General features: G+C 31.2%; 19 protein-coding genes. 13 read left to right on the plus strand and 6 right to left on the minus strand.

The annotated features are described in order from the left end of the window. Positions 1–612 precede the first annotated feature (612 nt). On the plus strand, positions 613–1,029 hold the full coding sequence (gene ruvX / locus IUY40_RS16535) for a Holliday junction resolvase RuvX (protein ID WP_195737968.1): 417 nt from the start codon (positions 613–615) through the stop codon (positions 1,027–1,029). A gap of 115 nt (positions 1,030–1,144) precedes the next feature. Further along, positions 1,145–2,638, plus strand: a complete 1,494-nt coding sequence (locus IUY40_RS16540; protein WP_195737969.1) for a malate:quinone oxidoreductase — start codon at positions 1,145–1,147, stop codon at positions 2,636–2,638. Between the two features lie 40 nt (positions 2,639–2,678). Here IUY40_RS16540 and IUY40_RS16545 read toward each other — a convergent pair whose 3' ends face one another. Then, positions 2,679–4,907, minus strand: a complete 2,229-nt coding sequence (locus IUY40_RS16545) for an FUSC family membrane protein (RefSeq protein WP_195737970.1) — start codon at positions 4,905–4,907, stop codon at positions 2,679–2,681. Positions 4,908–5,104: 197 nt separating this feature from the next. Between IUY40_RS16545 and def the strand changes: the two genes are divergently transcribed. The 3 genes from def to mazG all read left to right on the plus strand — a co-directional run bounded on the left by def (position 5,105) and on the right by mazG (position 7,111). Next, entirely contained in the window at positions 5,105–5,695 is a 591-nt protein-coding gene (gene def, locus IUY40_RS16550; protein WP_035621249.1) for a peptide deformylase, read from the plus strand. A 63-nt stretch (positions 5,696–5,758) separates the two neighbouring features. Then, positions 5,759–6,241: a DUF5606 domain-containing protein gene (locus tag IUY40_RS16555; RefSeq protein WP_195737971.1), complete on the plus strand. Its 483-nt coding sequence runs from the start codon at positions 5,759–5,761 to the stop codon at positions 6,239–6,241. A 99-nt stretch (positions 6,242–6,340) separates the two neighbouring features. Next, the gene (gene mazG / locus IUY40_RS16560; RefSeq protein WP_195737972.1) at positions 6,341–7,111 is read left to right on the plus strand and encodes a nucleoside triphosphate pyrophosphohydrolase; all 771 of its coding nucleotides are present in this window, start codon (positions 6,341–6,343) and stop codon (positions 7,109–7,111) included. On the opposite strand, the gene IUY40_RS16565 is transcribed toward mazG, so the two are convergent. Beyond that, complete coding sequence (locus IUY40_RS16565) at positions 7,112–7,792, minus strand: Crp/Fnr family transcriptional regulator (protein WP_195737973.1); 681 nt, start codon at positions 7,790–7,792, stop codon at positions 7,112–7,114. It lies immediately after the preceding gene. Between the two features lie 208 nt (positions 7,793–8,000). On the opposite strand from IUY40_RS16565, the gene IUY40_RS16570 reads away from it, so the two are divergent. The 8 genes from IUY40_RS16570 (at position 8,001) to IUY40_RS16605 (ending at position 16,705) form a co-directional block, all read left to right on the plus strand. Continuing rightward, positions 8,001–10,382, plus strand: coding sequence for a heavy metal translocating P-type ATPase metal-binding domain-containing protein (locus tag IUY40_RS16570; protein WP_195737974.1), 2,382 nt, complete (start codon positions 8,001–8,003; stop codon positions 10,380–10,382). A gap of 120 nt (positions 10,383–10,502) precedes the next feature. Beyond that, a complete protein-coding gene (ccoS, locus tag IUY40_RS16575; protein ID WP_195737975.1) occupies positions 10,503–10,715 on the plus strand; it encodes a cbb3-type cytochrome oxidase assembly protein CcoS in 213 nt (70 codons plus the stop codon). 3 nt (positions 10,716–10,718) lie between these two features. Next, positions 10,719–12,905, plus strand: coding sequence for a cytochrome-c oxidase, cbb3-type subunit I (ccoN, locus tag IUY40_RS16580; protein ID WP_195737976.1), 2,187 nt, complete (start codon positions 10,719–10,721; stop codon positions 12,903–12,905). A 7-nt stretch (positions 12,906–12,912) separates the two neighbouring features. After that, complete coding sequence (locus IUY40_RS16585; protein ID WP_195737977.1) at positions 12,913–13,083, plus strand: CcoQ/FixQ family Cbb3-type cytochrome c oxidase assembly chaperone; 171 nt, start codon at positions 12,913–12,915, stop codon at positions 13,081–13,083. A gap of 27 nt (positions 13,084–13,110) precedes the next feature. Further along, positions 13,111–14,052, plus strand: a complete 942-nt coding sequence (locus IUY40_RS16590) for a cbb3-type cytochrome c oxidase N-terminal domain-containing protein (protein WP_195737978.1) — start codon at positions 13,111–13,113, stop codon at positions 14,050–14,052. Positions 14,053–14,057: 5 nt separating this feature from the next. Continuing rightward, on the plus strand, positions 14,058–15,476 hold the full coding sequence (gene ccoG, locus IUY40_RS16595; RefSeq protein ID WP_195737979.1) for a cytochrome c oxidase accessory protein CcoG: 1,419 nt from the start codon (positions 14,058–14,060) through the stop codon (positions 15,474–15,476). A 12-nt stretch (positions 15,477–15,488) separates the two neighbouring features. Continuing rightward, the gene (locus IUY40_RS16600; protein ID WP_195737980.1) at positions 15,489–15,938 is read left to right on the plus strand and encodes a FixH family protein; all 450 of its coding nucleotides are present in this window, start codon (positions 15,489–15,491) and stop codon (positions 15,936–15,938) included. Positions 15,939–16,003: 65 nt separating this feature from the next. Further along, positions 16,004–16,705, plus strand: a complete 702-nt coding sequence (locus IUY40_RS16605) for a sulfite exporter TauE/SafE family protein (protein WP_195737981.1) — start codon at positions 16,004–16,006, stop codon at positions 16,703–16,705. A 10-nt stretch (positions 16,706–16,715) separates the two neighbouring features. Here the strand turns inward: IUY40_RS16605 and hemN are convergent, their stop codons facing one another. From hemN to IUY40_RS16625, 4 genes are all read right to left on the minus strand, one after another. After that, on the minus strand, positions 16,716–18,080 hold the full coding sequence (gene hemN / locus IUY40_RS16610; RefSeq protein WP_195737982.1) for an oxygen-independent coproporphyrinogen III oxidase: 1,365 nt from the start codon (positions 18,078–18,080) through the stop codon (positions 16,716–16,718). 127 nt (positions 18,081–18,207) lie between these two features. Beyond that, positions 18,208–18,678, minus strand: a complete 471-nt coding sequence (locus IUY40_RS16615; protein WP_195737983.1) for a hypothetical protein — start codon at positions 18,676–18,678, stop codon at positions 18,208–18,210. Between the two features lie 114 nt (positions 18,679–18,792). Further along, the gene (locus IUY40_RS16620; RefSeq protein WP_195737984.1) at positions 18,793–19,146 is read right to left on the minus strand and encodes a hypothetical protein; all 354 of its coding nucleotides are present in this window, start codon (positions 19,144–19,146) and stop codon (positions 18,793–18,795) included. Between the two features lie 100 nt (positions 19,147–19,246). Further along, positions 19,247–19,669: a DoxX family protein gene (locus tag IUY40_RS16625; RefSeq protein WP_195737985.1), complete on the minus strand. Its 423-nt coding sequence runs from the start codon at positions 19,667–19,669 to the stop codon at positions 19,247–19,249. Positions 19,670–19,738: the final 69 nt, after the last annotated feature.

Consider the following 19,738-nt stretch of genomic DNA (forward strand, 5'->3'; position numbering starts at 1 on the left):
GAAATAAAACAATACTATTTTTATAGTTATTCATTTGGTTTTTAGTATTTTTTTGAAATAATTGCTTTTGTTTTTATGTTTTTCTAAATGAAGAAAAATAAATTTTGAGCAAAAGAACTATTTTTTTTTAAATTATGATTACTTAATTAATCTAATTTTTGAGAGCATGATATTAGTTTTATAAGTTTTTGAATATTAATGATTGTTTAATTGTGTTGTTTTTTAGTGTTTTATCTGTTTTTTTGAGGTATGATTTGCTTAAGGAAATTATTTTAAAAACAAGTTAATTTTTTTTACTTCTTCAATGATAATTATCATAAATTAAAATCATAATGAGTATTACTTTTGTAATGAAATTATATATAAAGATTTTTTTAGGAGTAAAATTTCATTTAAGTTTTTTTAATATATGAATTAGTATAAATAGAGTTGATTGGTAAGCTCTTAATATAAATTTTTTAATATTGTTTTAATTTTTTTTGGAGAAAAAATTTAATTAATCCGTTTTAAATTCTAGAACGGATTTTTTTTAGAGCCTATTTAAATTTTAAAGAGGCTCTAAAGGTATCTGGTTTCTACTTTATGTATCTTTGTATTATAATTTTAATTAAGATGCCAAGAATTCTCGCTATAGATTACGGAAAGAAAAGAACAGGAATAGCTGTTACTGATGAATTGCAAATTATTGCTTCGGGTTTAACAACAATTCCGTCGCATACAACGATCGATTTTTTAAAGGATTATTTTGCTAAAGAAAGGGTCGAAGCGGTCTTAATCGGTGAACCAAAACAAATGAATGGAGAGCCATCAGAAAGCGCTTCGATTATAAAAGGTTTTGTAACTCATTTTTCTAATATTTTCCCTGATATGAAAGTGGTTCGTGTAGACGAGAGATTTACTTCTAAAATGGCTTTCCAAACAATGATTGATAGTGGACTTAGTAAAAAGCAACGTCAGAATAAAGGTTTGATTGATGAAATCTCTGCAACAATAATGCTTCAGGACTATTTATCCCGAAAAATGTATTAACATTTAAGCAGTTTTATTTCGAAAACGTTTTAGAAAACTATAACTTTTCAGATGAAATTTATAGTTTTTTTTTGGAATTTTATGAAGTATCTTTGCACTTTAAAATTTTCTTGCTATGTCCGACAAAACCATACGTTCAAATACCGAAGTAGTACTTATTGGTGCTGGAATTATGAGTGCAACTCTTGGGTTAATCTTAAAAGAATTACAGCCAGATTTAAAAATTGAAATTTACGAAAGATTAGATGTTGCCGCAGCTGAAAGCTCTGATGCTTGGAATAATGCTGGAACAGGACATTCTGCATTTTGTGAATTAAATTATACTCCAGAAAAAAATGGCAGTATTGATCCTAAAAAAGCAATTAGTATTGCAGAATCTTTTGAGGTTTCTCGTCAGTTTTGGTCTTATTTAGTACAGCAAAATAAAATTACATCTCCAGATAATTTTATAAAAAGTGTTCCTCATATGAGTTTTGTTTGGGGAGAAAAAAATGTAGATTATCTTAAAAAAAGATTTGAAGCATTACATCAAAATCCGATATTTAAAGAGATGGTTTTTAGTGCTGATTTTTCTCAATTAAAAGAATGGATGCCTTTAGTAATGGAAGGAAGAGATGCTTCAGATAAATTTGCTGCAACTTTTATGAAAATTGGAACAGATGTAAATTTTGGAGAATTAACAAGAAGCATGTTCAATTATCTAGGAAAACTGGATGGTGTGACAATTCATTTTAACCACGAAGTAAAAAAGTTAAAGCAACGTGAAGATAAATCTTGGAGAATTAAAATCACAGATTTATCAACTGGCCAAACCAAAAAAGTATATACTAAATTCGTTTTTATTGGTGCTGGTGGAGGATCTTTACCTTTATTAGAAAAGGCAAATGTTGCTGAAGGAAAAGGATTTGGAGGTTTCCCAGTGAGTGGACAATGGTTAAAATGTACCAATCCAGAAGTTATTCTTCAACATCAGGCCAAAGTTTATGGAAAAGCAAGTGTTGGTGCACCGCCAATGTCGGTTCCTCACATCGATACTAGAATGATAGATGGAGAAAGAGCTTTGCTCTTTGGACCATTTGCAGGATTTTCAACTCGATTTTTAAAGAATGGATCCTATATGGATTTACCTATGTCTATTAAAACAGATAATATAATACCAATGTTGGCGGCTGGGTATCATAATATTCCACTTACTAAATATTTAATTGAGCAAGTGAGACAATCGCCTAAAGACAGAATGAACGCTTTACGTGAATACTTGCCAAATGCGAAATCTAAAGATTGGAAATTAGAACGTGCAGGACAACGTGTTCAGGTTATTAAAAAAGACGAAAAAGAAGGCGGAATTCTTGAATTTGGAACAGAAGTAATTAATACCGAAGATGGAACATTAGCTGTTTTATTAGGAGCTTCTCCAGGAGCTTCAACTGCAGTTTCAATTATGATAGGGTTGATTAATAAGTGTTTTAAAGATAAAGTTAAAACACCAGAATGGAATGAAAAGTTCAAAGCAATGATTCCCTCTTATGGTCAAACCTTAAATGATAAACCAGAGTTATTGGCCGAAATAAGAAAAAATACTGCAGCTGCTTTAAAATTGAATAATTAACGTAGTGATGAAAATATATTTAAATAAAAATCCAGATTAATTAATCTGGATTTTTTGCTATAAACTCTTTTGTAATAGTAAGTATTTTATCAGATAGATCCGTCATCCATATTAATTGTTCGATTACTAGTTGTGCTTCTTGCATTTTGGATTCTCTTGCATTTTCGTCAAGTTCATTATTATTTTCTAATTGGCTGAAATTTTTTCTTTTTAATTCTTCAAAATGAAAAGTTAATTTTTCTACATTAATGTCTTTGTTTGTGTATATAGCTGTTTTTTCATGTCTTAAGATAGCAATTGAGTGATTCAAATTAGAAATAACAATATCAATTACAAAATTAAATGATTCAGATGCTGAAGTCGTTTTATGGGATTGTATATAGGTACCTAAAGATGCTGAAGATGAAAGCAAGGAATGATTTAGTACAGCTAGCTTGTTTATTTGAGGGAGTTGCTTTTGTTTCGACTTAGGTTCTTGAACCATTCTTTGGAAAGAAGTCATCAGATTTCCAATTTCGATAAAGGCATTTTTTCTGGCTAAACGATAAGACGTAGGTAAAGTTCCTTTTTTATTATAGTATTCGGCAATTTCTCGTAAATAGTTTTTATTAGCTTCAATAGATTTTTCTAAAAATGATGCAGCGTTTAAGAATTCCCAAGCTGGCCATAAATAATAATTTGCTAAAAAGGCCAATGTAGCACCAACAAGAGAATCTAATATTCTGAACTGAATAACTTCAAGAATATTAGGAGTTAGGATTCCATAAACAAATACTACATACATAGTAACCAGTGTGGTGCTTATTTTGTAATTGCTTTGTGTAAAAGAAATACCAATGAGCATACAAAAAATAGCGAATATGCTTATTGCAATATGGTTGTGTACTAAAGATACAATTCCAAAAGCTATTAATCCACCTAAAATGGTTCCAAAAACGCGATTATAAGAGCGCTCTTTGGTTAATCCGTAACCAGGGCGCATAATTACTACAATAGTTAATAAAATCCAATATACGTTTTGAAATGGAAGTAATTTTCCAATTATGAAACCTAACATTATAGTTATGGTAAGGCGTAGTGAATGTCTGAAAAATATAGATGAGAAGCTAAAGTTTTCAATTAATGTGCGTATCGGATAATATTGTGGAGTCAGGAATTTTTCAAGTTCCTTGTTTTTTTCTTTGAAATCAAAAGAATGAATAGCTGATGAAAAAGCCATTTCTACAATTTTTATTTTTTCGACCTGTTTTTGAGCATACTTCAGCATATTGGTAAGCATCCAAACTCCCTCGGAGGCTTCAATTTTACCTAGATTGTTTTTATATGCATCAATTGCAGATTGTAATCCATCTAACTCCTTTTTTAAATCGTTTATAGAGATGTATTCGGAGGCTTTATGAACACTTTTGGATAGTTTTTTTAATGTAGAGGCAAGTTTGTAAGCCAGATTCTGATAAGAACGCAATGCTTCGGGATGGTCACTAAATTTTTTGTGTAATTTATTATGATCAAATGAGGTAGATAGTGCTAATTCCTGAATTTCGACTAATGTTATAAAAACAATAAGCATTTTTCGGTTTTGACTGGAGTCTCCAGATGTGGCTTTATTACCAATAAGCACTTGTCTCAAATTCTCATGAATTTGGTTTAATTCAACTTGAAGATGTAATTGTTTCTCAATGATCTTTTTTCTGTCGGCGTCAGGATTCCATAAATCACCTCTAAGTTTTAAGTATTTTGCAGTTAGTCGAATTCCATCGGCAATTTGTAATTCGACATAGCGATGGGGTTTTACATAATGAAAAATAAGTGACACGATTAAATAAAATAAACCTCCTGTAAAAATATAGCTAGAATGTAATACAGCTTCCCAGCCTTCGTGTAAGTGAGCAAATGATAGCGAAATAGAAAGTAAAGCTGAGAATGATGCCATAGTTGCTCTTTGCCCATAAACAGAAATCATAGATGATAGGAAAAGTAATATTCCTAAAAACGGATAGAACAACCAAGGAAATGGGTATACAAGATTAACTAATAGGTTGACGCATGAAACAATTAGAGCCGTAACTATAATTCCTTTTATTTTATGTTTAAGATTACTAGGAATATCACTTGGATAAGTATAAAAAGCCCCAAGCGCAATTGTAAAGCCAATTTCAAAATAGCCTAAAAAGTTAAAAAACAAAACAGGTACAACAGATGCAAGTGTAACTTTTGAAGCGTTGATAAAAGAAGTATTGTTTGTGAATTTAACGATGCGATCGAACATATGAATAGGTTTACTAGCAAAGATAAGAATTGTATGAATTGTTTAGCAAAAATAGTGGCTTTGATTTAAATAGAAATCAAAAAGCATATAATATGATTTATAGAATTATTCATTGACTATTTTTTACTATTTTTGCCAACCTAATTCAGAATAATGAAATTCTGGATTAATAGTCGTTAATACATAATACAACAAGAATGATTTTACCAATTATAGGATATGGTGATCCTGTTTTAAGAAAAGTTGGAGAGGCAGTTTCGCCTGAACATCCCAATTTGAAAGAAACAATAGCTAACATGTACGAAACTATGTACAATGCTTATGGAGTAGGTCTTGCTGCACCACAAGTTGGTTTGGCCTTGCGTTTATTTGTAATTGACACGACTCCTTTTAGCGATGACGAAGATTTGCCAGCAGATGAACAAAAAGAGTTGAAAGGATTTAAAAGAACTTTTATCAATGCCAAAATTCTAAAAGAAGATGGTGAAGAGTGGAGTTTTAATGAAGGTTGCCTGAGTATTCCAGATGTTCGTGAGGATGTTTACAGACACGAAAGAATTACAATTGAATATTGTGAGGAAGATTTTGTCGTAAAAACCGAAGTGTTTGATGGTTTAATTGCCAGAGTAATTCAGCATGAATATGATCATATCGAAGGAATTTTGTTTACAGATAAAATTTCATCATTAAAAAAACGTTTAATTCAAAAGAAATTAAAAAACATTACCGAAGGCAAAACTTTTCAAGAATACAGAATGAAATTTGCTGCTGCTAAAAAAGGAAGATAGTTTTTGAAATTCTTTAGATAAAAAAATAAAATAACCGAATTCTTAATACTAATTATAATAAACATGAATTTAGAAAAAATATTAGCTATTTCTGGGAAACCAGGTTTATACGCATTAAAAGTACAAACGCGTACAGGATTTGTAGCTGAATCATTAATTGATGGAAAAAAAATCACTGTTAGCTTAAAGAGTAACGTAAGTTTATTGTCAGAAATTTCAATTTATACTTATGAAGGAGAAAAACCTTTGTCTGAAGTAATGCAATTAATTGCAGTAAAAGAAAACAAAGGACCAGCTATTTCTCATAAAGAAGATAATGCTACTTTAGGAGCTTATTTTAAAGAAATTTTGCCTCAATACGACGAAGAAAGAGTGTATCCTTCAGACATTAAAAAAGTATTGAACTGGTACAATATGCTTCAGGCAAAAGGATTAGTTACAGATTTAGCACCTGCACCTGCAGCAGCTAAAGAAGAAACTCCAGTTCTTGAAGAGACAAAAAAAGCACCAGCAAAAAAAGCTAAAACAGCTGCTGAAAAAAAATAGTTTCAATTAATTGAACGATATTTAATCCTGTTAAGATGATTTCTTGACAGGATTTTTTACTTTTACACGAATTGGTTACCAACTTAAAATTACTTCAAAATGAGTAAAGAACTGCAATTACAAGCCTTTGAGAGATTATTAAATATAATGGATGATTTGCGTGAAAAATGCCCTTGGGACATGAAGCAGACGATACAAAGTTTACGTCATCTTACTATTGAAGAAACATACGAATTGGGTGATGCAATTCTGGATAATGATCTGAATGAAGTAAAAAAAGAATTAGGAGATTTGTTATTGCACATTGTTTTTTATGCCAAAATAGGTAGCGAAACAAATGATTTCGATATAGCTGATGTGTGTAATGAAATTTGCGAAAAACTTATTCATCGTCATCCTCATATTTATAGCGATACGGTTGTGAAAGATGAAGAAGAAGTAAAACAAAACTGGGAAAAACTAAAGCTAAAAGAAGGAAAGAAATCTGTTTTAGAAGGCGTTCCAAAGAGTTTACCAGCATTAGTTAAAGCAAGTAGAATACAAGATAAAGTAAAAGGAGTAGGCTTTGATTGGGAAGAACCACATCAGGTTTGGGATAAGGTACAAGAAGAATTACAAGAACTACAGGCTGAAGTTAAAGCGGGTGATCAGGATAAAATAGAAGCAGAGTTTGGAGATGTTTTATTCTCGATGATAAATTATGCAAGATTTTTAAATGTAAATCCCGAAGATGCTTTGGAACGTACCAATAAAAAATTCATAAAGCGATTTCAATATCTTGAAAGTAAAGCAGGAGAATTAGGAAAACCATTAATGGATATGACCTTGGCAGAAATGGATGTTTTTTGGAACGAAGCAAAAAAGCTGTAATTATTCAGCAATTTTCTTTAAGGCGTTAATGTTTTTTAAAACAATTTTTTTACCAATTAATTCAATTACATCTAATTTTTTAAAATCTGATAATAATCGGATACAACTTTCTGTAGCGGTACCAATCATGCTAGCCAGTTCATCTCTAGAAAGTTGTATTTTTAGAGTATTATCTTTGTTTTCACCAAAAGTATCATGTAGGTATAGTAATGTTTCGGCCAAACGTGATTTAACAGTTTTTTGAGCTAAGGAAACAGTATGGTTATCTGATTCTTTTAAATCATCACAAATTGTTTTCATGACATTCATAGAAAACTGATTATTTTGATTAAAGAAATTGATGATTTCTGTTTTTGGAATAAAACATACTTCCATATCATCTAATGCTTTTGCACTCAAATTAGCAGGTTCGTTACTAATCATAGATCGCTGGCCTAAAAGTTCTCCCGATTTTACAAGTTTAACAATTTGGTCTTTACCGTTGGCACTTAGTTTAGAAAGTTTACCCACACCATCTTTTACACAGAAAACACCATTAGTTACTTCGCCTTCTTCAAAGATAGAATCACCTTTCTTAATAGTATAGGTAGTTTTACTATTCGCTAATTTTATAACTTCATCTTTGTTTAAAGCTTTTAACGAAGTAAGTTGTCTTACAATACATTGGTCACATTTATTCATAGGGGAAGTTATTTGTTTGCAAAATTAAGTATTATTATGATTTTATACTCTTAAATTTTTGAAATAATGACAGAAATGCAATTTCTATAGCTTTATTCCCAATTTGTTTTATTAAATTTAAAAAATGTATTTTATGAGCTATGATAAATGTCATATTTTTTGGTTAGATGGTTTGTGATCTTTGTAAAAGCTTAAAATAGTTAAATATATGAGTGTACAAAATTGTTTTCATTGCGGTTTAATTATTCCCAAAAATGAAGTAATTGTTTTTGATGAAAAAGAATTTTGTTGTAGTGGATGTAAAACAGTTTATGAGATTTTTAGTTTAAATGGCCTGACTTGTTATTATGATTTTGAGAAGTCTCCAGGAGCAACGCCTCAAGATATTCAAGGTAAATATGATTTTCTGGATAATGAAAGTATTCAACTTAAATTATTAGAATTTCAGGAAGATACCACAGCAATAGTTTCATTGAATATTCCTCATATTCATTGCAGTTCATGTATTTGGATTTTAGAAAACTTAAGTCGTCTCAAACCTGGAATTAGCGCTTCACAAGTTAATTTTCCAGAAAAGAAAGTTAGGATTACCTATAACTCCGAAAAAATCACTCTTAAAGATATTGCTTATGCATTAAGCTCGATAGGGTATGAACCCTATATAAGTCTAGAGAATTATGAGGCTGGAAAGAATAATGTGGATAGAAGTTTGACATACAAACTAGGAGTCGCTTTCTTTTGTTTTGGAAACATTATGTTGCTTTCTTTTCCTGAATATTTTGAAGTAAAAGAGTTTTGGTTAGATAATTACAAGCCCTTCTTTCGATGGCTGATATTAATTCTGGCTATGCCAAGCTTTATATACTCAGCAAGCGGTTACTATGTCTCAGCTTATAAGAGTATAAAAAGCAAAATGCTAAATATTGATATTCCTATTGCGCTAGGAATCATCGTAATGTTTATACGAAGTACTTTTGATATTGTCATGGATTATGGTCCTGGTTTTTTTGACAGCTTAACAGGATTAATTTTCTTTATGTTGTTAGGAAAAATGTTTCAAATCAAGACCTATAGTTTTTTAAGTTTCGAGAGAGATTTTAAGTCCTATTTTCCAATTGCAGTAACTCGAATAAATCCCAATACCCCAGAGGAAAGTATTCCTATTTATGATATTGATAAAGGAGATCGGCTATTAATTAGAAATCAGGAATTAATACCCGTTGATGGGATTTTGATAAGTGAGCAAGCTGAAATTGATTATAGTTTTGTAACTGGTGAAGCAGTTCCTATTACCAAAAAATCAGGAGATAAAGTTTTTGCTGGAGGCAAGCAAATAGGTAAAGTGATAGAAATGGAGGTACTTCATACTGTTTCTCAAAGTTACTTAACGCAGTTGTGGGGAAATGATATTTTCCAGAAAGATGTTCAGCAAAAACATAAAACGATAACCGATGCAATAAGCCGTTATTTTACACCAATTTTATTGTTAATTGCTTTTGCAGGTTTTGGTTATTGGATATTTATTGATGCCAATACAGCTTTTAATGTCTTTACAGCAGTACTCATTGTAGCTTGTCCGTGTGCGTTAGCATTAACAGCACCATTTACATTTGGTAATATTTTGAGAATTTTAGGAAAGCAGAAGTTCTATTTAAAAAATGCTTTGGTTATAGAACAGCTTGCTAAAGTTGACACGTTGGTTTTTGATAAAACAGGAACGATTACAACCAATAAAAAATCGAATATTATCTACGAAGGAAAGCCTATTTCTGATAATAATCTTGTTATGTTAAAAAATGTACTTCGAGCTTCAAATCACCCTTTGAGCCGGATGTTATATGATTCATTACCAGATTCTTCCCGAATAAAATTAGATGATTTTAAAGAAATAACAGGAAAGGGGATTTTGGCAGTAATCCAAAATCACCAGTTTCAAATAGGATCATTTACTTTCGTTGCAGGTCAGGAAGAAAATTTAATTCAGCAAACATCACTTCATATAAAAATAGATGAGGTTTATTATGGAAAATATATATTCAATAATCAATATAGAGAAGGCTTAGAGGATTTATTTAAAGAATTGAGCTTGAAGTATAAGATTAAAGTACTCTCTGGTGATAACGATGGAGAACGAGAGACTTTAGAAAAACTTTTACCTAAAGGGACTGAGCTTGTTTTTAACCAAAAACCAGAGCAAAAGTTAATATTTATTAAACAGTTACAAGAGCAGGGGCATAATGTAATGATGATTGGTGATGGATTAAATGATGCGGGTGCATTGGCGCAAAGTAATGTTGGAGTTTCTATTTCGGAGAATGTCAATGTTTTTTCACCTGCTTGTGATGCTATTTTGGATGCAACTGAGTTTAAGCACCTGAGCTATTTCTTAAAACTTTCTAAAAATGCCATCAAGATTATTAAAATGAGTTTTGTTTTGTCACTACTTTACAATGTAGTAGGACTGTCTTTTGCTATTACTGGAAATTTACTTCCTCTGGTTGCAGCTATCATAATGCCTTTGAGTACGATTACAATAGTAAGTTTTGTAACGCTAGCATCTAACTATTTCAGCAGGAGTAGTTTAAAGTGATTATAAATAATTTAAGTATTTTTTTTTCATAATTTTAACATATACTGGCAGAGCATGATAAATGTCATATTTTAAAACGATGCTTAAAAGTAATTTTGTAGAACTTAAATGTCATAAGGTATGAGCGTTATTTACTTATTAATTTCCGTTAGTATTATCATTGCGATTGGCTTTTTTATAGCCTTCGTAGTTGCTGTAAAAACAGGGCAGTACGACGATGATTATACCCCTTCAGTTAGAATGCTTTTTGATGACGAAATCAAAAAAGTTCCCAACGATAAAATAAAAACTCCCAACAATAAAATAAAAATAACCACAGAAAAACAAATCTAGATTATGGAAATGCAACAATTTTATTACGACAACAAAATTGTAAAGAAATTTATCTATGCCACCATTCTTTTTGGTGTAGTAGGAATGCTGGTCGGCCTTACATTGGCTGTCATGTACCTCTTTCCTAACATTACCGACGGAATCTCATGGTTAAGCTACGGACGATTAAGACCTTTACATACCAATGCAGTTATTTTTGCCTTTGTAGGAAATGCATTCTTTGCAGGGATGTATTATTCTTTGCAGCGACTCTTAAAAGCTAGAATGTTTAGTGACTTTTTAAGTAGCCTACACTTCTGGGGATGGCAATTAATTATTGTTGCGGCAGCTATTACCTTGCCTTTAGGGTATACCTCATCAAAAGAATATGCCGAATTAGAATGGCCAATAGATATTGCTATCACTTTAATTTGGGTAGTAATGGGTATCAATATGATTGGGACTATTTTACGCCGTAGAGAGCGTCATTTGTATGTTGCTATTTGGTTCTATTTAGCCACATTTGTGACTGTTGCAGTATTACATATTTTTAATAATATAGAAATACCAGTTTCGGCAATGAAAAGTTATTCTGTTTACGCAGGAGTTCAGGATGCGTTGGTACAATGGTGGTATGGTCATAATGCAGTTGCCTTTTTCTTAACAACTCCTTTTTTAGGTTTGATGTATTATTTTGTACCTAAAATTGCTAATCGTCCAGTGTATTCTTATCGATTATCGATTATACATTTTTGGTCATTAATTTTTATATACATCTGGGCTGGTCCTCACCATTTATTATATTCAGCATTACCAAACTGGGCACAAAATTTAGGAGTTGCTTTCTCTATTATGTTGCTTGCTCCATCATGGGGAGGGATGATCAATGGACTTTTAACATTAAGAGGTGCATGGGATAAAGTTCGTGAAGAACCGGTTTTGAAATTCTTCGTTGTAGCAATTACAGGTTATGGTATGGCAACTTTTGAAGGGCCAATGCTTTCTTTTAAAAATGTAAATGCTATTGCGCATTATACAGATTGGATTATTGCTCACGTACACGTTGGTGCATTAGCGTGGAATGGTTTTATGACATTTGGTATGATTTATTGGTTAATACCAAGAATGACAAAAAGTACTTTGTTCTCTAAAAAATTAGCCAATTTCCATTTTTGGATTGGTACTTTAGGAATTATATTATATACGTTGCCAATGTATGTTGCTGGTTTTCAGCAAGCTTCTATGTGGAAACAATTTAATCCAGACGGTACTTTAACTTATGGAAATTTCCTAGAAACAGTTACAGCGATTATGCCATTGTATTGGATGAGAGCTATTGGAGGTACTTTCTACCTTATTGGAATGTTTGTATTAGTGTATAATATAATTCAAACTATACGTGTTGGTAGCCCAATTGAAGACGAGTTGGCAGAAGCTCCAGCATTAGAAAGAATTAGTAGCAGTAGAGTTCGTGGAGAGAAATTCCATTCATGGTTAGAAAGAAAACCTATTCAGTTGACTATTTTGGCTACAATTGCTATTTTAATTGGAGGTATTATTCAAATCGTTCCAACAATTATGGTAAAATCAAATATACCTACAATAACAAGTGTAAAACCATATTCACCATTAGAGCTTGAAGGACGTGATCTGTATATCCGTGAAGGTTGTGTTGGATGTCACTCACAATCAGTAAGACCGTTTAGAAGTGAAGTAGAGCGTTATGGCCCACAATCAAAAGCAGGAGAGTTTGTGTATGACCATCCATTCTTATGGGGATCAAAACGTACTGGACCAGATTTGCTAAGAGTAGGAGGTAAGTATAATGATAACTGGCATTTTAATCATTTCTGGAATCCACAAAGTATATCAGCAGGTTCAATCATGCCAGGGTATAAATGGTTATTCGATAATAAACCAATGGATATTTCATTAACGCAAAAGAAAATGGAAGTAATGGTTCAGCTAGGAGTTCCATATTCACCTGAAGAAGTAGCAAATGCGCAAAAATTATTGAGAGCACAAGCACTTAAAATTGAAAAGAATCTAGAAAATGATCCTGATTATGTTAAGAGCTATGCAGATAGTAAGAAAAAAGCAGAAGCAAAAGGAGAAAAATTCATTCCGATGAATGAAAGAGAAATTATAGCACTTATTGCTTATATGCAAAGATTAGGAACAGATATCAAAGTAAAAGAGACTTCAAAATAGATAAATTATGTTCGAACAAGTAAAACACAACTTAGAGACTATTGCGGGAGTAGAGGTATTCCCAATACTTTCCTTGCTAATATTTTTCATCTTTTTTGTTTGCCTAGGAATCTGGGTGTTTTCATACGGAAAAGAAAAAATTGAAGAAATGAGTCAAATTCCATTGGACGAAAATTAAATTGTAGAATTAAAAATAATATATAAAATGAAAAAATTAATTCCAGTATATATACGATTACCACTAATTTTCTTTACGGTTTTTGGTGCAATGGAATATTTTATAGACTCAGGAGATAGGCCAGCATTTATAAAATACCCAATGGTTTCTGTGTTTTTATTCGTATTTCTTTTCCTTTTAATAGCAATAGAGATTACGATAAGTGCAATAGACCGTATTACTTATAATTTGCTAACTGAAGAGCAGAAAGCTAAGCTTGAAGTTGATAGTAATTTAAGTTTAAAAGAAAGAGCTTGGTATAAAAATTTAATGCAAAAATTAACAAAAAGCGAGCCGATTGAAACAGAGGCAAGTTTGTTATTGAATCATGATTATGATGGCATTAAAGAGTTAGATAATAACTTACCGCCATGGTGGATTTATTTATTTTATATCACTATCATATTTGCAGTGGTTTATGTAGCGAATTACCATGTATTTGGTGGTGATGACCAAGAAATGGAACTAAAAAAGGAAATGGCACAAGCTAAGATAGAGGTTGAAGAATATCTTAAAACGGCTCCAGATTTAATGGATGAAAAAACAGTTACACTAGTAACAGATCCTGCTGATCTTGCTGCAGGAAAGGAAATTTTCACAACAGATTGTGCCGTATGTCACCGAGTTGATGGAGGAGGACAAATTGGGCCAAACTTAACAGATAATCATTGGATTTTAGGTGGAGGAATAAAAGAAATATTCCATACGATTACCAATGGAGGACGAGATGGAAAAGGGATGATAGCATGGAAAGGAACACTAAAACCAAAGGAGATACAGAAAGTAGCTAGTTACATTTTGTCTCTACAAGGAAGTAATCCTAAAGATCCAAAAGAACCAGAAGGAGAAATTTGGACAGATAAAGAAGCGCCAAAAACCGATGCAGGAGCAGTAGCTACGCAAACAGATTCTACACAAGTTAAAAAATAATTATAATGTCAAATTTACCAGACGAAGCATTTAGAGATACCATCGGAACGATTGATGAAGGGGGTAATAGAAAATTTATTTTACCTAAAAAGCCGTCTGGTAAATTTTACGAATACAGAAAATGGGTTAGTTATATTTTATTAACCATTTTAGTTGCAAATCCGTTTATAAAAGTAAATGGAAACCAATTTATGATGTTCAATATTTTAGAACGTCGTTTTAATATTTTCGGTTTCCCTTTTTGGCCTCAGGATTTTTATCTTTTTGTAATCTCAATGCTCGTAGGTATTGTATTTATAATCTTATTTACAGTAGTATATGGTCGTATTTTTTGCGGATGGATTTGTCCACAAACTATATTTCTAGAACTTGTTTTTCGTCGAATCGAATATTGGATTGATGGAGATAGAGGAGCGCAATCTCGATTAGCTAGACAAGAATGGAATGGAGAAAAAATTAGAAAACGACTAATAAAATGGTTTATCTTTTTTGTAATCTCTTTTTTAATAGCCAATGTTTTCTTAGCTTATTTGGTAGGAAGTGATCAATTATTTTTAATGATTGAAGAAGGACCAATCAAACAATCAAGTAACTTTATAGCGTTATTGTTGTTTACTGCAGTTTTCTATTTTGTATTTGTTTGGTTTCGTGAACAAGTATGTATTATAGCCTGTCCATACGGAAGATTACAAGGCGTACTTTTAGATAATAAATCTATTAATGTAGCATATGATTTTGTTAGAGGTGAAAAAGAACTAGGGAGAGCCAAATATAATAAACAAGAAGATAGAGCTGCAACAGGAAAAGGAGATTGTATCGATTGTAAGCAATGTATTCATGTTTGTCCAATGGGGATTGATATTAGAAACGGAACTCAATTAGAATGTACAAATTGTACGGCTTGTATTGACGAATGTGATACTATCATGGAAAACGTTGGCTTGCCAAAAGGACTTATTCGATATGCTTCTGAGGATGAAATAGAGAAAAAAGAGCCTTTCCGATTTACAGCCAGAATGAAAGGGTATACAGCAGTATTGATTATCTTGCTAGGCATTTTTGTTGGAATGCTATTTTTAAGAAATGATGTTCAGGCAGTTATTTTACGTTTACCAGGACAGTTGTTCCAGCACAAAGGAGATAAAATAAGTAATATTTATACCTATAAGATTGTCAATAAAACGATAAATGATTTTAATGATATTCATTTTGAATTAATCGATCAAAAAGGGACTATAAAAAATGTAGGAACTCAGAAATTTAAAGTTCCAAAACAAGGAATCTCGCAAGGAACACTATTTATAGAAATTGACCAAGCTCTTTTAGAAAGTGATAAAACGAAGGTAGAAATAGGCGTTTTTAACGGTGATAAATTAATCGAAAAGACATCAACAAACTTTTTAGGACCGAGAAGTTTTAATTAAAAAGCTAATATTATGAAAATTAACTGGGGAACAGCAATTGTAATTGCATTTGGATTGTTTATGACGTTCATTTTGTATTTTGTTTTTAAAGTACAATCTGATAGTAAATACAGTAATGATTTGGTTGTTGAAGAATATTATAAACATGATTCTCATTTTGGAGATGAAATGATACGTGTTCAAAATGCTCATGACTTAAAGTTAAAGCCTACGATTGTTACTATGAAAGATGGAGTTAAAATTACTTTTCCAAATACTTTCGAAAGTAAAAATATAAAAGGAGAAGTATTGATGTATCGTCCATCAAATAAAAAGCTAGATTTTAATACAGCAATTAGTCTAACCAATTCTGAATTATTGATTCCTCAAAATAAATTGATAAAAGGACGTTGGGATGTTAATATGGAATGGCAATATAATGGTAAACAGTATTTAACTAAAGAAGTTGTTTACATTAACTAAAATGATACTTGTTATTATCTGTTGAGTGTAAATAGGTAATAGAAGTATATCTAATATATAAAACAATGCTCTATTCAGCTTTTATATTCGGTTTAATCAGTAGTTTTCACTGTATCGGTATGTGTGGCCCAATTGCTATGATGTTACCAGTAGACAAGCAAAATGGAGTAAAAAAAGCAATACAAATCACAGTTTATCACTTAGGCAGATTAACAGCATATGGAACAATTGGATTAATTTTTGGATTATTAGGAAAAGGTTTTTTTCTTGCCGGAATTCAACAAAAAACATCTATTATCATTGGGGTAATTATGATAATTGTAGTTCTAACACCAGAGAAAATATTTGCACAATATAATTTCTCAAAACCAGTTTATAAACTCATTTCAAGAATAAAAACCAATCTAGGAAAGCATTTTAGAAACAAAAGCTATAAGTCTCTTTTTATTATCGGAGTACTTAATGGGTTTTTACCTTGCGGAATGGTATATGTAGCTTTATTTGGTGCAATTGCTATGCAAAGCGCTAAATTTGGTGTTTTATATATGGTCTTATTTGGTTTAGGAACAGTTCCTTTAATGACCAGTGTGGTATATTTCAATTCGTTTTTAGCGCAATCAACTCGCAATAAATTTCAAAAAGCAATTCCTTACGTTGCTGTTCTTATTGGAGTTCTCTTTATATTGAGAGGTTTAGGTCTTGGGATTCCATATTTATCTCCATCAAATATGAGTTTATTTATTCAGGAAACACCTAGTTGTCATTAATTAGGAGGAGTTAAATAGTCATTGAAAATAAACTTGTTTCTGGAGCTTTTCTCTTTAAGTGTAAATCAAAAGCCATACAAATATTACGTACAAAGGGTTTGCCAGCTTCTGTAACGTTTATTTTCTTATTCTCAATAGTAAGTAATCCATCGTTCTCCATTTCTTTTAGCTGAACTAAAATTTCAGGTATCTCTTTAAAGTAATCACTTTCTTCGCTCCAGGTGGTTTCAAAATTACACATTAAGTTTAGTATGTGTTTTCTAATAATAAGATCTTCGTTGGTCAATATGTGTCCTTTTACAACAGGAAGTTTGTCCCATTCTAATAATTGATAGTAATCTTCTATTGTTTTTACGTTTTGAGCAAAACTATACCAACTGTCACTGATTGATGAAACTCCTAGTCCTATCATTAATTGTGTTTTGGAAGCACTATATCCCATGAAATTACGATGTAATTTCCCTTCTTTAAATGCAGTATATAGATGGTCAGATTTTAGAGAAAAATGATCCATACCAATTTCATGATATTCATTTTTATGCAATAATTGTTTTCCAATTTCGTATAATTTTCTTTTTTCTGCATCTTTAGGGACATTTTCATCACTAAACCCCCTTTGTCCGTTGCCTTTAATCCAAGGTACGTGTGCGTAGCTATAAAAGGCTAGGCGATCAGGTTGTAGTGCATTTGTTTTCTCTATAGTATCTATGATATCTTCGACTTCCTGAAAAGGCAACCCAAAAATCAAATCGTGACTTATTGAGGTATAGCCAATTTCTTTAGCCCAAAATGTTACTTTGGCCACATTATGGAAAGATTGCTCACGATGAATGGCTTTTTGTACTTTTTTTGAATAATCTTGAACACCGTAACTTACTCTTCTAAAGCCTAAGTTGTATAGTTTTTGTAGGTGTTCGTATGTTGTATTATTAGGGTGCCCTTCAAAACTAAATTCATGTTCTTTGGCTTTATCGGCATAAGAAAAAATACCATTGATTAAATCTTCAAGATTTTTAGGAGAGAAGAAAGTAGGTGTTCCACCCCCTAAGTGAATCTCTTTAATTGTTGGTCTTTCGTTAAGAAGTTTACAGTATAGACTCCATTCTTTAATAACTGCTTCTATGTATGGATTCTCTACATCATGGTTTTTTGTAATTCGCTTATTGCAACCACAAAAAGTACACATACTTTCGCAAAAAGGTAAATGGATGTATAAACTAATTCCGTCTTTTTTATTGCTTTCGGTAAATGATTTTCGTAACGATTCAATCCAAAGTTGATAGGTAAAATCCTTTTCATTCCAATAAGGAACCGTTGGATAGCTTGTATATCTAGGCCCTGGAACATTGTATTTTTGTATCAACGAATTTTTCATAGTTAAATATTTAATGTATTATCAAAATTAATCAGAAACTTAGAAGATTAAAATGATAATTATCATAATGTAATGCAAAAAAAAAGAGGCTCATTTTTGAGCCTCTTTAACGAATTAAAAACTAATCTTAAATACATTCCTGTATAATTTCTACCCATTTTTTACCTAATTGTTGATCTTCATGTAAACATGCTTGATTTATTTGATCATCTTCAATATTGTAAAATGGAATTATAATTTTTTGTGCTGTTGTTTTATCTTGAAACTCAAAATCAACTTTTATAATAGCCTCTGAGCTTGCTTCAGTTGTAGGTACTAATCGACAAGATTTAACAAGATTTAAATCTATAAATGAACTCTCTTGTTTTCCTTTATTAAAGTTCATTGCTATAAAACCTTTATTCTTTTTATCAAGAGCTAGAATTTTTTTGTTTTGTGATTCAGTTAAATCAAAGTTGAATTTTCCATTTTGACTATATTTCTCTTTTATAGTTTTGATTTTGGCTTTGTTTAATGAATTTGAGCGGTAAGAGAAGTAAAGAGGTAATATTGTTATTATAGCAAGTGCAATGCCTATTATAGTTACGGAGTTATCCATTATTGTTTTATTTTAAATTTAATTATATAACATGAAATAATAAACTGAATGCTATTTGCAAACTGTTTACTTGAGAAGAAATTAATCTTCAATAAATGAAATCATGAGATTTAATTACCAGAAATAATGGAAAGGATAGAGTAGTATCGATATTTTCTTTCTCTGATTTATAATTTGATCTACAAAGTTGAATGTACTTCTTTGAATTTTGTAATCTGGAATTACGATTAAAAAAGCATCAAACCATTTAGATAGAGAAGGGTTCGGATAATTTGTTTTTAAATCGGCAACAATATAAAAGATTGCCTGGGGCTGTATAAATGCAGAAGTTTTGATGCTATCAGGGGTTAAATTAGCATCTGTTTTTTGAGGTTGAATTACATCAATAACAACTTTGTCTGCATTATAAGCAGATAAAAAGAGCATTAAGAGCCCAACAAAGATGATTGCTTTGCGAATCCAAGTCATATTGCAAATCTAATTCATAAAATGTAATTTTAAGCACCTTTTAAGGAAAAAATCGCATAATATATCTGATAATGCTGGCCTCTAAATGTTTTAAGATTTATTATTGTTGCATTTTAAAATAATAATCTGCTGAATGCTTTCCGCTGCCATAAAAAAAGAAAAATAAGCATACAATAAAAACAGAGATAGCTAATAGTAAATTTTGAGAATGCATTTCGCCCATAAAATTTACTAAGATTGCTCCTAATAAGATTGGTAATTGTGCGCCGATTGCCCATCGGGTAAGAAGTCCAAAAACAATCATGATACCTCCAATCATGTGGGCTGGTGCTATGTAATGTAAAAGGAACATTCCGCCACCAAACTTGTCAATTGGAGATATTAAATCATGTAAATACTGGATATTAGTTACAAAGAAAATTCCTTTCATAAACAAAAATACCCCCAAAGCAATACGTAATAAATCTACAGGTAAATAAGTGTGCGCATTTGCCCATTTATTTAAATTTTTTACATTTTCCATGATACTATAATTATTTAATAATAGTACTAAGTTACTAATTTTTAGTTATATAGTTGTTTTTTTTGGTTG

The organism is Flavobacterium sp. ALJ2, assembly GCF_015594725.1.
Taxonomy (GTDB): Bacteria; Bacteroidota; Bacteroidia; order Flavobacteriales; family Flavobacteriaceae; genus Flavobacterium.